14 protein-coding genes are annotated in these 14,053 nt (G+C 42.0%); 11 read left to right on the top strand and 3 right to left on the bottom strand.

Annotated elements, in window-relative coordinates; all coding sequences use genetic code 11:
- The first annotated feature begins 4 nt into the window (after window positions 1–4).
- On the top strand, window positions 5–757 hold the full coding sequence (locus ABXS70_RS10865) for a glucose 1-dehydrogenase (RefSeq protein WP_342556345.1): 753 nt from the start codon (window positions 5–7) through the stop codon (window positions 755–757).
- 148 nt (window positions 758–905) lie between these two features.
- On the opposite strand, the gene ABXS70_RS10860 is transcribed toward ABXS70_RS10865, so the two are convergent.
- The 3 genes from ABXS70_RS10860 to ABXS70_RS10850 all read right to left on the bottom strand — a co-directional run bounded on the left by ABXS70_RS10860 (window position 906) and on the right by ABXS70_RS10850 (window position 3,602).
- Entirely contained in the window at window positions 906–1,694 is a 789-nt protein-coding gene (locus ABXS70_RS10860) for a nucleotidyltransferase domain-containing protein (RefSeq protein WP_342551211.1), read from the bottom strand.
- Window positions 1,695–1,773: 79 nt separating this feature from the next.
- Window positions 1,774–2,754, bottom strand: a complete 981-nt coding sequence (locus ABXS70_RS10855; RefSeq protein ID WP_366295735.1) for a hypothetical protein — start codon at window positions 2,752–2,754, stop codon at window positions 1,774–1,776.
- A complete protein-coding gene (locus ABXS70_RS10850; RefSeq protein ID WP_366295733.1) occupies window positions 2,748–3,602 on the bottom strand; it encodes a helix-turn-helix domain-containing protein in 855 nt (284 codons plus the stop codon). Before ABXS70_RS10850 ends, ABXS70_RS10855 begins: the two co-directional genes overlap by 7 nt.
- A gap of 150 nt (window positions 3,603–3,752) precedes the next feature.
- Between ABXS70_RS10850 and ABXS70_RS10845 the strand changes: the two genes are divergently transcribed.
- From ABXS70_RS10845 to ABXS70_RS10800, 10 genes are read left to right on the top strand one after another with little or no spacing between them, the layout of a single operon-like run.
- Window positions 3,753–4,598, top strand: a complete 846-nt coding sequence (locus ABXS70_RS10845; protein ID WP_342551214.1) for a class I SAM-dependent methyltransferase — start codon at window positions 3,753–3,755, stop codon at window positions 4,596–4,598.
- Window positions 4,588–4,830 (top strand): phosphopantetheine-binding protein, encoded by a 243-nt coding sequence (locus tag ABXS70_RS10840; protein WP_123066949.1) that lies wholly within the window; start codon window positions 4,588–4,590, stop codon window positions 4,828–4,830. The genes ABXS70_RS10845 and ABXS70_RS10840 overlap by 11 nt, the downstream gene beginning before the upstream one ends.
- The gene (locus ABXS70_RS10835; protein WP_366295730.1) at window positions 4,827–6,167 is read left to right on the top strand and encodes a hypothetical protein; all 1,341 of its coding nucleotides are present in this window, start codon (window positions 4,827–4,829) and stop codon (window positions 6,165–6,167) included. The genes ABXS70_RS10840 and ABXS70_RS10835 overlap by 4 nt, the downstream gene beginning before the upstream one ends.
- A 50-nt stretch (window positions 6,168–6,217) precedes the next feature.
- The gene (locus ABXS70_RS10830) at window positions 6,218–7,384 is read left to right on the top strand and encodes a UDP-glucuronosyltransferase (protein WP_366295728.1); all 1,167 of its coding nucleotides are present in this window, start codon (window positions 6,218–6,220) and stop codon (window positions 7,382–7,384) included.
- The gene (locus ABXS70_RS10825; protein ID WP_366295726.1) at window positions 7,347–8,441 is read left to right on the top strand and encodes a radical SAM protein; all 1,095 of its coding nucleotides are present in this window, start codon (window positions 7,347–7,349) and stop codon (window positions 8,439–8,441) included. Before ABXS70_RS10830 ends, ABXS70_RS10825 begins: the two co-directional genes overlap by 38 nt.
- Before the next feature lie 60 nt (window positions 8,442–8,501).
- On the top strand, window positions 8,502–9,692 hold the full coding sequence (locus tag ABXS70_RS10820) for a radical SAM protein (RefSeq protein WP_366296610.1): 1,191 nt from the start codon (window positions 8,502–8,504) through the stop codon (window positions 9,690–9,692).
- Entirely contained in the window at window positions 9,644–10,735 is a 1,092-nt protein-coding gene (locus ABXS70_RS10815) for a Gfo/Idh/MocA family oxidoreductase (RefSeq protein ID WP_366295724.1), read from the top strand. The genes ABXS70_RS10820 and ABXS70_RS10815 overlap by 49 nt, the downstream gene beginning before the upstream one ends.
- Window positions 10,735–11,505: a glucose-1-phosphate cytidylyltransferase gene (rfbF, locus tag ABXS70_RS10810; protein ID WP_342551219.1), complete on the top strand. Its 771-nt coding sequence runs from the start codon at window positions 10,735–10,737 to the stop codon at window positions 11,503–11,505. The genes ABXS70_RS10815 and rfbF overlap by 1 nt, the downstream gene beginning before the upstream one ends.
- Complete coding sequence (locus tag ABXS70_RS10805) at window positions 11,487–12,632, top strand: NAD-dependent epimerase/dehydratase family protein (RefSeq protein ID WP_366295722.1); 1,146 nt, start codon at window positions 11,487–11,489, stop codon at window positions 12,630–12,632. The genes rfbF and ABXS70_RS10805 overlap by 19 nt, the downstream gene beginning before the upstream one ends.
- Window positions 12,629–13,939, top strand: coding sequence for a nucleotide sugar dehydrogenase (locus ABXS70_RS10800; RefSeq protein ID WP_366295720.1), 1,311 nt, complete (start codon window positions 12,629–12,631; stop codon window positions 13,937–13,939). Before ABXS70_RS10805 ends, ABXS70_RS10800 begins: the two co-directional genes overlap by 4 nt.
- The last annotated feature ends 114 nt before the right edge of the window (window positions 13,940–14,053 follow it).

Genomic DNA, 14,053 nt, shown 5'->3' with positions numbered 1-14,053 from the left:
TTCTCTGGCTGGGAAAGTGATTACGATTACGGGGGCGGGTAGTGGCATCGGTAGAGCAAGTGCAGTACTTATGGCTTCAAGAGGAGCTAAACTAGTACTGGTTGATTTTAACGAGGCCACGGGTAACGAAACTCTTGAACTTGTGAAAGAGCAAGAGGGGGAAGCCATCTTCGTTCAAGCGGACGTATCTAACGAAGAGCATGTTCAAAACTATATTCAAAAAGCGGTAGAAACGTTTGGCAAGATTGATGTAGCATTTAACAACGCCGGAATCATCCAGAAATTCCAACCTTTCCACGAAACAGCGCTGAGCGATTTTTCACGAATTATTGATGTCAACCTGAAGGGGATTTTCCTCGGTATGAAGCATGCGCTTAAGGTGATGGATCAACAAGGCTTTGGCCATGTGATTAACACAGCCTCCACAACTGCAATCCGTGCAGAGCACAGCCTGGCCGCGTATACAGCAAGTAAACACGGTGTTGCAGGTTTAACCAAAGCGGCTGCCATTGAATACGTAAGGAAAGGAATTCGTGTGAATGCAATATGCCCTGGCGGTGTAGCAACTTCACTCACAGCAGGAGTGCCGCAGATGCTTCAGGATAGCGATTATATGCCGGAAGAATTCCCTAATATGCGTATGGGACGTTATGCCGAGCCCGAAGAACTTGCTGAGCTTGTAGCATTCCTCGCATCAGATGGATCAAGCTATATGACCGGCTCCATAATTTTAGCAGACGGCGGACTTACTCTCTAACATCTAAGCAAATACGTTCAACAGAATCCAACAATTAACCCACAAGGCCACCACACTCAGAAAGTGATGGCCTTGTTTAGTTTGTTCAAATTCGATCCCTAACAATGGGAGATGATATTTTGAAAATTTCGTATTGGCTTTATTCTACTTAACGATCCGCTAGCGGCGGTTCTTGATCGATCCAGTTCCATTCATTGTTGGCCACAAAAATAGTAAGCGCTTGCTCGAAAGCAATGTTAGGATTATAGAATCCAAGCATGACCTTCGCGTAATCCATGCATTTTTCGTAATTCGGATGAGCGATGAGATCATTAGTCAATTCTACAAAGCCTTCCGGTTTATTCGTTACTCCAGAGACTGCATTCATCAGACCTTTATGGCAGGGAAACAACTGATGATTTATCGCCAAAATTGCCCGACCGGAAAATAAAACTAAATTGCTAACAGCATGGGAGAGCAGATAAGGATTGTTTTTTTTGACGGCTTCTCCAGCAAAATAGAAAGCGTGCAAGTAAATTTCTGCATAAAAATCCATTATATTTTTCTTGCGATTTTGCTCCGGGTAAACAGGGATTCGCTGAAGAAGTTCATCCAATTGAGGAATTGTTGAATACACTGCCTTGGAACCCAAGAAAGAATACCTTGTAGGTTCACTGCCTTGTTCAGCAGCGAGTTCCAAAAAACGATAATTGATAATCTTGCCATCAATATACCCTTCAGGATAATCACAGATCTCATGATTGGTATATGATAGTTGATGCTGCAATTTTCTCTCTTCAAAAGATTCATCTGTAACGACAATGTAAACGTCAATATCCGAGTTTTCTCTGGCTTTACCTTGAGCGATTGAGCCTGCCGTTATAATTGCTCTGATCGTAGGGTCAGGTTTTAAAAGCTCGACCAATTGATTCAATGCGATCTGATGATGCTGAAACATAAAAAATCACTCCTGTATGATTTGATAACTTCATCTAACTTCAAATTTACAGAAGCGAACAAATAAGATATATAGTGGATTACGCCAAATCCTGCAGTTGCTTAAGGAATTCACTCTCACTTTGGATGATAGAGAGCATTTTATTATATATTTTCTGACGCTGATCCACGGGATCGCCGGAAAAACTACTTTTGATGGACTGATGCATGATAGCATCCCATTTTCTAGCAAGCTCCAAGTAGTGTCCTCCAATCGTATGGAACATATCTTCCTGAGATAGTTCATGTAAATAAAAGATAAACGACGCATATCTAAGTCTGGCCAATGAAAACCTCATCCATTGAAAGATAGCGTGTTGTGTATCTATTTTGGGATCTGAAATAACGATTCCTTCCTCTGAGTAAGCCTTGGCAAAATCTTTTAAGTTCCGAATACTGTTTTGCATTGTTTGGATGCTCGTTTGATCATGTAAACTGGAAGATAGCAGTCCTTTCCAATCGTTGTGAGAAGAGCAGGGATCCGTTAAACGAAAGATAGCATAGTAAAATGAGATGTTCAAAAACAATTGGAGTTCCATCTCTATATTTTTTTGTCCATAATACGCATCCACCAGCATTATTCTCTGGTCTTTCTGGTCTATGCCTACAGCAAGACAGGAATGCCGTGCATGCGTTTGGAGGTACCCGTCAGACCATGGACAATAATACACATCAATACCTACCAGTACAGCCATGCCAGCATCTAACTCAGACTGCAGCATATCTAGAAATGGCTTTTCATCCTCGTTGCTGTTCAGCATAGTCCCACTGAAATTTCTGTCTCTAAAATCAACTTGTATACCATGATAGGTGTCCAGGTAACTCAGATTTAAACGAGGATAGACGACGCGATCCAGCAAAAGTTGTTGTGCATCAGCATCGTACTCAAAAGCCCATGCATCTGCATACATCGTTCTCGTATCTCTTCCTAGCCAAGTGGAAATCGTTCTGAAGTGATCATCAATACAAGACGTTACTTGAAATTGGGTATTGAAGCTTTTGAGCGGTTGTATATCTAACATGTTGTATCCTCCCGAAGTAGTTCAGCAGAAATCCCTATGTATTGCCTGTATGCCCCTGGAGTAGTTCCATAATGTTCTCTAAATAATTTGTAAAAATATTTCATGTCATCGATGCCAATCGCTTGAGCAATTTTTTGAACACTCCAGTTTGAATACTCCAGCAGTTTGCAACTGTATAAAATACGAATGTGTTGTAACATCTGAATATAACTGATACCCGTTTCTTTTTTAAACATTCGTTGAAAGTTTCTTGTACTCATCGCAACAAGCTGGCTTATTTTTTCAAGTGTAAGTGTATCCCTATAATGGGTCCCCATATATTGAATGGCTTGGTGTATGGAAAAATCCTTAATCTCGGTCTTTCTGTACAACTTCTGCTGATTACTATTGTAGAGAATGTAGAATAGTTTATTCAGTAACTGGCATTGAGCAGCAGCTAAATAAGGCGCAGCAGGAGCCTCCTGTTGATGTAACATTTGTTTGAATACGTTGCGAAATTCATTACGCCGCTCGACGAACATAGACCAAGTGCGTCCTCCACGAAAAAATGATTTCTCCAAAAATGGCTTATAGAGACAGTTCATAATATATAACGGGGCCTTTTCTTTCAAATCCAGTGGTTGAAACACATGTGATACGCCAGGAGGGATGACAAACAAGTCGCCTTTGGAAACCAGGATACATTGATCCCCAATCTGATGAAGCCCTTCTCCTTCATATACATAAGCGATTTCAACAAAATCATGGTGATGCATCATCGTAAACGGCTCTTCTTTTGTCAGCTTCAAATGGACGGGGGTGATAGAGTCAAAAAAATACTCTTCTCTAAATTCGATTGAATCGTGCATGATCAGATTCCCTCCGCTTCGTAAGTCATTTGGTAGTGAACATTGCTTACGGACAGTATATCTATATTTTTTGGCGTATTCAACCATATATTGGATTCTCTGATCTTGTTAGAATGGGTTCTACACCATTTATAGCGTTGTGAGAGGGGAGTGATCATTTTCAATACTTCTGAACAAATGATGCCTCGTAATTCCAATGATCGTTTTAAAAAATTGGGGATTTATGGCGTACAAGGTGTCTTTATTATTCTGTTCCTGCTGTTAACCCCTGTCTACTATTTGAACAAATGGGACTTTAAACGTCACAAAAAGCGGAAGCCTTTCTATACCAGTAAATTGGTTCGATTGCAAGAGCGTTATCCGATTTTCTACGAATTGGCCATGTACGTTCAAAATTTCCCTATTCCTCGTAATGTCTACAAAGTTTTACCCCGTTTAAAGGGCGATGTTCTTCAGGTGGGCTGTGGTACAGGTTTATTAAACAAGTATCTTCGCAAGCAGAAGGATGTTCGTTTTTTCAACATGGATCCCAATTTAAATGCTCTGAAACTTGGAAAGAAGTGGGGAAGGTTTGATTCTTATATCCATGCCTTCATTGATAAGCCGACTTCTTTACCTGATCATAGCTGCGATATGATTTTGTTTGCACGAAGCTTTCATCACATTCGTCATCACAAAAAAGCCTTCGTTGAGAGCTCCAGACTGTTACGTGACGGTGGATCTATCATTATTGCCGACCCGGTTGTTCTCAAGCCTCTTTCAGGTTCTACAATGGAAAGTGGCTATATGGCGAACTCTTCGATTGATGGTGTAATTTGGAGATTTACGAAAGAATCGTTAATTGCTCACATTGAGCGCTGTATTCCTCCTGAATTAAAGATTGAATCCGTAACCGAAACAAGACAAGTGCATGTAACGAATTACAATTTATTTGTACCTCAGACAGATATCGTAGTGGTACTGCGAAAAAGGGAGGCTGTATACAATGACAACTAAAATTATTGAGATCATAGCTGAAATCAAGGAAGACCCAAGCCTGGTTAACAAGCTGAATGAATCCTCTGATCTGACTCATGATGCAGGAATGGATTCACTGCAGATTATCAATTTTATTTTACGTATTGAAGAAGAGTTCGATATCGAAGTTGATTTTGATCATTTCAGTCTGGAGCATCTGCAATCCGTGCAGAAATTTTCACAATTCATCCATCAGATGGCCAGCGTATGAATTTTGCTCTACATTGTGGATCATTTGAAGCAGAGCGGTACTGGCGCGATTCCCGGCTTGCTTCTATTCCTGCCATACAGAATATACAAACAAAGAAGATTACTGATTCCATGGACGAGCTTCTGTTTGTCTTTTGTAAAACCGGAGACTTGCTGCTTACGCGCCATGTCATGGACTCCGTTCAATATGATTACATTCGCTCGATCGGGTATGACATCCATATGAATCGAAATCCATGGTTTATCTCAGATAGGGAGAACGAAATGGATCACTTAAATGTCTTTGAAATCATGAATATCTCTAATGTTACAGATCAACTACTATCTTGCTTCTCTTTGGAAAAAGCAACTTTAGAAGCGTTTGCAGCAATACCCGGAACGCTAGCTTTTGCACAAAGGTATCATCTTGCATCCCATTATCCCGAGCAAAATATTATACAGCGAATTAATGCTAAATCGTACTCACTTGAAATGCGCGATAGGTTGAATCTGCCGAATGTCGGCAGAGTGGTCGAGGGGAGGGAACAACTACTTGCGATCACCAGAGAAATGCTTTGTGACGGAGCTGTGATGCTAAAAGATGAGTTTGGTGTGTCCGGAAAAGGAAATTTCGTCATTCACTCCGAAAAAGCCTTGCTTCGTTTGATCAAGCATCTGGATAAGCAAGCTGCACAGGAAAAGTTGATTCGTTTTGTCGTAGAACCTCTACTGGATCGTAAATTTGATTTCTCTTGCCAGCTTTATATTCATGAATCGGGCGAGGTTCAACTCGTTTCTTTTCAACAACTTGATAATCATGGATACGCATTCGGTGCTTCACATACGATGAGTGAATCCTTCAAAGCGCACTTATATGATTCCGGTTATACGGATCAAGTGTTAGAAATCGGACGCTTATTATATCAAGACGGCTATTTTGGTGATGTTTGTATCGATTCTATGATATTACAAGATCATTCAATTGAACCTCTGGTTGAAATAAATGCCCGAAAATCCATGAGTTTAATTAAACACGGTGTGGATGGCTTAATTACCGATACACAGCTGCATAGTAGCCTGATACAGCTCAATCTCGCAGTTCCTGCCCGTTTCCAATATGAACACTTGCTTCAAAATTTAAATCAACAGCAGATCTTGTACACCAAAGAGAGAGAGATGGGAATCTTGCCACTCTCCTCGGGAACTCTTATATCTCCTTTGACAAATCGTGATCAGAATGAACGTACCATGGGACGACTCTATTTTGCAGTTATTTATGAGAGCCAGCAGCATATGCAAAACGTAGTTGCTGGAGTTAACCAGTCATTGCTGGATTCAGGGATAAACATGATTACCTAGCCCGAGTTTGTCGGGATTCCAAACTTACTATGCTAGGGGAGACGGTGCAAATGGGTCAAAAGATTACTATATTATGTTCCGGTTTTGGATTGGGTTTTTATATCCCAGGGCTAATCATCGCAAGAAGGTTACAGCAACTCGGCCTGGAAACCTGCATTGAAGTATTCGAAAACGTGATGGATGAGGACAAGCAATTCAAAACAGACCAAAGCAGACAGGCTTATCGTGAAAATTTCGCTGTCGCTCTTGCATCACAACGAATACCCGGAGACATTCGCCAAAGTCTGAACTCCGCTGCAGTAAAGTCTCTACTTGACCAGTGGCTGGAGGAAGAACGTACTCGATTTATCGTGTTGTCCGGGCACTGGGTCCACTTGCTGGATATGCTGCGTGAACGAACAAAGGATGAGATTGACGTGGATCTGTTGTATGTGGACTCCAGTCTATCCCCCTCATGGAAACAATTACTGAAGCTTAAACCGGACTATGCCTCATTTTATCGGGAAATTCCGCTGTATCATCCGAACAGGCTTGAGATTATGTATCGACTTGATGTGGATGATAAACCGTCGGTTCCATATGAAGAACGCGCAAGTCGCCTCGTTATTCACGGAGGAGGATGGGGCATTGGAACCTTCAGGGAAAAGCTTCGTCAACTCCTGGACACCGAACACGGGTATGACCTGGATATTGTAGCATACACGGAAGATGAGGTGGTTCCTTCAAATAGGCCAGCTTTACGCTATGTAATGAATGATCCTCACTGGCGAACATGGTTCAGAGACGAGTCTGGTTTGCACACATTTCCTCCCTACGTTGTTACGGATTCTGGTAAACCTTTTGTTTATGAGACACCCATTGAACATCACGGACTCTATGGATTGGTTCGCCAAGCTATGGCGGTTGTATCCAAGCCTGGTGCAGGGGCTTTGATGGATTCTTTAGCATCAGGCACACCACTCATTATGCTTGAACCATTTGGTGAGCATGAGAAGCGCAATGCATCCATCTGGGAGGAAAACGGGTTTGGCATACCGTACAACGTATGGGCTGAGCAGGGTTACTCCAAAGATCTACTAGCACAACTTGCTCATAATCTGATCTCTAGACGACAACAGATTCAAGATTATCCCACAGAATATATGAGCCGCTTCATTCATTCCGAGAAGGAGGCATTACATGCAGATCGAATCCACAATAACCATGCCAAAGCTTGATGTCTCATTACCCAAGTGGGTTTTTTTACAACTGCTTGAGAGCTGTAATCTTCGATGCAGAATGTGTTACGAATGGGGAGAGAACGGTCCTTATCGTGAGTATAAGGTTTTAAACCAGTTAAGTATCGATGTGATTCGTGATATTATCGCAACCTGTAAACCTGCACAACCTTACTATGAGCTCTACGGAGGGGAACCTCTGCTGCATCCTCAAATTGGTGAAATACTTCAGGCCATTCATGAATCAGGAAGCAAAGTTCATTTCCCGACGAATGGAACGCTTTTGGAGAAACATGCGGAGATGTTAATTCAATATGCGCCTGAGCGAATATGGATTTCACTCGATGGTCCTGAAGAAATTAATGATGCTCAGCGTGGTAAGGGTGTGTTTAAAAAAGCTATTCGCGGAATCAACAAACTGCTTTCCTTGAGAGAACAAGCAGGAAGTGCGTATCCGCAGATCGGTATTAGTACAGTTGTTACACCTGCAAATCACCGGCATCTGCAACGATTTTTCTTTGAATCCATTGATATTTCCAAGCTGGATTGCATCAGTATTGAGCTGCAGGCTTATATAACGGAGGAAAACCATCAACAGTATAGCGGGATTCTCAGAAAAGAATTTGGAGTACAAGAGGCGCCTCTATCCAAAGGATTTGTTTGTGATCCAGCCATTTTTTCGGACATGGATGCGGGTCTGATTGAGAAACAAGTCCAGCGTCTAGCTGAATTTTGCGAAAAAAACAACAAATATATGAATACGTATCCTCAAATGATGTCGGAGGATAACATCAGGAAATACTTTTCCGCAGACTGGCATTCGATGACGCATATCAAAAAACGCTGCCCTTTTCCGTGGATAAGCACCGAAATTAACGCCAGAGGTGATGTTACGTCCTGTCATGCTTATTATGATCTTACGCTGGGCAACGTTAATGATGAGAGCATTGCTGCGATCTGGAGAGGGGAAAAGTACAAGCAATATCGGCGTTACCTTCGTAAGCATCTTTTGCCTATATGCCAAGGATGCTGCCTGTTTTATAACGAAAAACCGTAAAAGGCAACAACGCGGACATAACGTTTTTAACAAAATCTCAGTCTGAAAGGAAGAGATATGATGCAGCCTAACAGTCGGGTAGAAATGGATGATAAATCATTTGAGATTTTGAAACGAACGATGAGAAATGTGGTTATTCCGCATAGAGAGCGAAAGCTAAACCCTTCATTTAAGATGGACATGCCCGAAGTGGTTGCGTTAAAACTGACCAATCGATGCAATCTGCGATGCAAGCACTGTTATCAGTGGAATGAGTCGGGCTACCATCATGATATGGATAAAACGGAACAAAATATGGACATGGACCTTGCTGTTTTTCAGCGAGTATTGGAAGAAACTCATCATACGAAGTCCAGACTGTATTTATGGGGTGGAGAACCGCTTTTCCACCGGGATATTCGTGGTATTCTCGACTTGCTTGAAAAAGACCCCCGAGAAACAACGATTTGTACTAACGCATACCTGATCGAGAAATTTGAAGATGAGTTGTGTCGTATCTCACCTCACCTTGAGTTACTTATTGCCATTGAAGGGTTTGAGAAAGAACATGATCTGATACGTGGAAAAGGATCATTTGACAAAGTGATGAAACAGATCGACCGGCTGATGGAGCTGCGTAAAGAAGGAAAGTTTCAGGGGAAAATATCGATACACACGGTAATTAACGACAGTATGATTGGTCAACTACATCCATTAATGAAATTCTTTGAAGAAAAAGGGATTGATCTGGTTTTATTATGTTTCCCCTGGTATATCTCACATGAAACGTCGGCAGAAATGGATACCTTTTTTCAGGAAAACTTTAATTGGCTTCATCCCATGGACCAGCAGCACCGCAGCAGCTGGCATGCTTTTAAATATCACATCAAACCCGAGCATATTCCAGCATTAATGATGGAACTCAGTGCAATTAATGAACATACATGGAAAACACGGATTCGATATCAGCCTGGACTGGACTTTGATGAAATTGAAGATTTCGTGAGTGGTCGTTCAATGACTTCACGCTGTGCTTCGAATTGTTTGGCACTGAGCACAAGAGCAGATATTACACCAACAGGCAATGTAAGTGCCTGTAAGTTTTTCTCCGAATTTTCTGTAGGCAACTTGCATGATCAATCATTATCCGATATTTGGCATTCGAAAGCTTATGATCAAATACGAACCACATTAGGAAAACAGTTGTCCCCCGCCTGTTCAAAATGCAATGTATTATACCTGCATGGCTCATCGTCGCTGACTCATATATGAACGAGCTCAACAAAAACACTTGCCGGCTTGGCATACTTGGCAGTGCAGCTATCGTTAGCCGTGCTGTTTTGGATGTCATTTCGCATATACCACAGGTGGAGGTAGTAGCCATAGCTAATCGTACCCGCTCGAAGGCACTTCACCTGGCCCAACGATACTCCATCCCTCATGTCCTGCACTCTCTTGAGGAGGTACTGGAGCATCCGCATGTTGATGCCGTTTATATTGCACTTAGCAATGACCTCCATATGGAATGGGTTTTATGTGCACTTGAGGCTGGCAAACATGTGCTTGTAGAAAAACCTGCAGGATTAGGGAAGGAGGATGCCCAGCAGCTTGCGAGTGCTCTGAAGCAATCTCCTTCACTCGTCTTCATGGAAGGGATAATAACTGCACATCATCCCTGGCAAGCTGCTCTCAAAGCCATTGTAAACTCTGGTCAATACGGCTTGTTAAATCGGACAGAAACCCGTATTAGCATTCCAGCACCCAAAAGTCATCGTGATAATTATCGTAGTGTGAGACTTAAAGGCGGAGGCTGCTTTAATGACCTTGGTTGTTACTGGCTTCAATGGATACAGCATTTGGTAGGCCTGGAAGGAAGTCGAGTTTCAGCTTTTTCTAATTTTGATGGCCCCGATGGCTGTGACTGGACGTTTAATGCCAAACTTCGATATGGTAATGGGTTTGAAGCGAATGTTTTGACTTCATTCGAACTCCCTTATAAAGCCATGCATACGCTTTACTTTGAGCGGGCAACAGTGGTTGTTCCGAACTTTTTCAAACCATTAACAGGCTTCTACAGCTTGAAAATCCGTCTGAACGATTCTAATCCGCAGACTTATTTAAAACAATTTGAACCCATGAATTATTATGTGAATCAACTACAGGCCTTCGCCAATCGCTGTCTTCACCCTGATGTTCGGCAAGCTGAAGGACATTTAAGTGTGGAACGAATGATATGGCATCAAACGATTATGGAATACGCACAGCAACATGCAACAATGAATCGCGAAACCGGAAACGAAGGGAGTCACTTCTAATGAAAACAGTGATTCTATGTGGAGGTTTAGGTACAAGACTTGCAGAGGAAACGAGAGTACGCCCTAAACCTATGGTTGAGATCGGTGACATGCCAATTTTGTGCCACATTATGCATATCTATAGTTCGCAGGGGTTTCATGAGTTCGAGCTCGCTCTGGGATATAAATCTAATTATATCAAAAAGTATTTTCTGGATTACCCGTTTTTATATAATGATTTCTCGGTGAGTCTGGATCAAAATCAAACCGATTTACTAACAGCAACAAAACTGAACTGGAAAATCAATCTAATCGATACGGGACAAGCCACAATGACCGGGGGAAGAATAGCGCGATTGAAACAGCGTCTACACGGTGAACCCTTTATGTTAACTTATGGCGACGGTATCGGAGATATCGATCTTCATAAGCTGATAAGCTTTCATAAAAGTCATGGCAAGCTTGTAACCGTAACAGCAGTTAGACCCAAAGCCCGCTTTGGCATAATGAAATGTCAGGATCGTACAGTAACTTCCTTTCAAGAGAAGGGGCAGTTATCTGATGAATGGATAAACGCGGGTTTTTTTGTTATGGAACCAAAGGTATTGGATTATATCCATGGAGATCAGACAGAATTAGAGCGCCATGTGTTACCAGAACTTGCTCATCAGGGACAATTAATGGCCTATTATCATGAAGGTTATTGGGCATGTATGGATACGATTCGGGACAAACAGGAATTGGAACAATTATGGGAGGAAGGGAATGCACCATGGAAAATATGGGGTTAGATTCAATAGAACATGACCAATCTCGTACATTCAACCTTCACTGGGAGCCTGGTTTCTTCGGAAACGAAATCATTGAAGAAGACTTGAACTATATAACTCAAAAATTGGAGCAGAGACATTTATTTTCAGGATGTCGGTTTTTAATTACCGGAGGTGGAGGTTTTATTGGTTACTACCTCGTGCTTGCCCTTTTACATATAAACAGGTCAGGCATGCCGATTAAACATATTACTGTTTTGGATCGTTTTCCTAAAGGAATCCCTTCATGGCTTGAACGACTTCAGGCCGTAGGGGAGCCCTTAACTGCAGCTGTCTTTGACGTGACTACGGATTCATTTTCTGATTATATTTCGGGGACTGATTATATCTTTCACATGGCATCCATCGCATCACCATCATTTTACCGGAAGTATCCACTGCGTACGCTGGAGGCTAATGTATTTGGCTTGCAGCGTCTGTTACATGCTTGTCTGTCTCACCAACCGAAAGGCATATTATATTTTTCAAGCAGCGAGATTTATGGTAATCCCGATCCAGAGTATATACCCACCTCAGAACAATACAACGGTAATGTAGCTACCATTGGGCCGAGGGCTTGTTATGATGAGTCCAAGCGGATGGGAGAAACGATCTGCTCGTTGTATTATCAAGAGCATCAGCTCCCGGTGCGTATTGTTCGCCCCTTCAACAATTATGGTCCCGGGCTTGAGCTGAGTGATCAGAGAGCTGCTGCAGACTTTGCCAAAGCGATCAAAGAAAAGCGAGCAATTGATATTCTATCAGATGGTACACCAACCCGAACGTATTGTTACATTGCGGATGCCATCGTGGGGTATTTTAAAGTCATAACTCATTCTGAATTTGATGTATTTAATATTGGAGCCGATTCCCAAGAAATCAGCGTATCCCGTCTGGCACAACTATTTGCTGAATGTTCAAGGGTACTAACAGGGTATTTTCCTGCAGTTACATATCAAAAATCAGCTGATCCCCATTATTTGACTCATAACCCACAACGAAGATGCCCCAGCATTGAAAAAGCGAGAAAACTACTTCGTTTCAATCCTGAAATCGGATTAGAACAAGGAATCCGGCGTTACTTGATCAGTTGCGGGGTGGGGAGATGAATGTGAAAGATTCCATAGATATTACTGTTGTTGGATTAGGTTTTGTTGGACTAACCGCGGCGCTGGGGTTTGCGGAAAAAGGCTATTCGGTAAAGGCATATGACTCGGATATCTATAAAACAATAGAATTGAGCAAGGGTGAACTTCCATTTCATGAGCCAGGTTTATCCACTATGCTGAACAAACATTTGAATGAAAATGTAGTACTGTGTGACAGTCTGGAGGAATCCCTTTCCGATGCTAAACTGATTTTTATAAGTGTCGGTACTCCTTACCTTGAAGGAGCAGGCCTTGATCTGTCTATGCTGCTTAATGTGGTTAAAGACATATGTCGATTTTCATCTAAAGATTCATATCCAAGCATCATAGTCAAATCAACTATACCCCCAGGCACGATGCGCACCAAGATCAAGCCAGTTATAGAGGATTACGGACTTCGAGTTGGACAAGATATCGGCTTGGCATACAATCCGGAATTTTTGAGAGAAGGTAACGCTTGGGATGACTTTATGCATCCTGATCGAATCATCATAGGTGAATTAGATCGGGTAACGTCAGATTCACTTGTAAAGCTCTATGAAAGTTTTACTGTGCCATATGCCCAAGTGAGCGCAGAAACAGCAGAAATGCTCAAATTTTCTTCCAATGCATTGCTCGCAACGATGATCAGCTTCGCAAATGAACAGGCACTAATTGCAGAACATATAGGACAGGTGAATATACCTGAGTTATTCCGCCTCTTGCACATGGATAAACGTTGGTCAGGGTCTCCGGCTGGAATGATAAATTATGTTTATCTCGGCTGCGGATTCGGAGGATATTGTCTTCCTAAGGACACTCTTGCTCTGAAAAATGCGGCAAATCAACATGGTGTTGAAGCAAAGGTATTGAACGCTGTTATGGAAGTAAATCTTGATATATCTGAACACACGGTCAGAAAAGTAATCAGAAGTCTAAAACATCGGGATGAACAAATCGGCATACTCGGTTTAGCTTTCAAACCTGGCAGTGATGATGTTAGACACTCCCCTGCTGTAGGGATTATCGAAGCACTTCTGGATGAGGGATGTACGAACCTCTCTGCTTATGATCCGATGGCTATGAGGAATTTTGAAGAGCACTACGGTTATCCATTAAAGATGGCAAACTCCCTGGATGAAATCGCAGCAGGTAGTGATATTTGTGTCATTGTTACTGCCTGGCCAGAGTTTCAAGTTCTAACCGATCATGCGAGCAACATTCGGATAATAGATGCAAGGTACATGCTTGAAAACAAAGAAGCAAGCTTTATTTATAGTGTTCAATAACGGAGCATTCTAACATCTTTATGCGTTACTCAGCCAATGATATGTCTCTCGGTTAATATAGATTAAAGGCACTTCTCCAGGGAGGTGCCTTTTTTGTTTATGATAACGTTCAGT

This window comes from Paenibacillus sp. AN1007, assembly GCF_040702995.1.
Lineage (GTDB): Bacteria > Bacillota > Bacilli > Paenibacillales > Paenibacillaceae > Paenibacillus.
The sequence above is the reverse complement of the archived record's forward strand: the minus strand, read 5'-3'. Positions and strand labels throughout refer to the sequence as shown.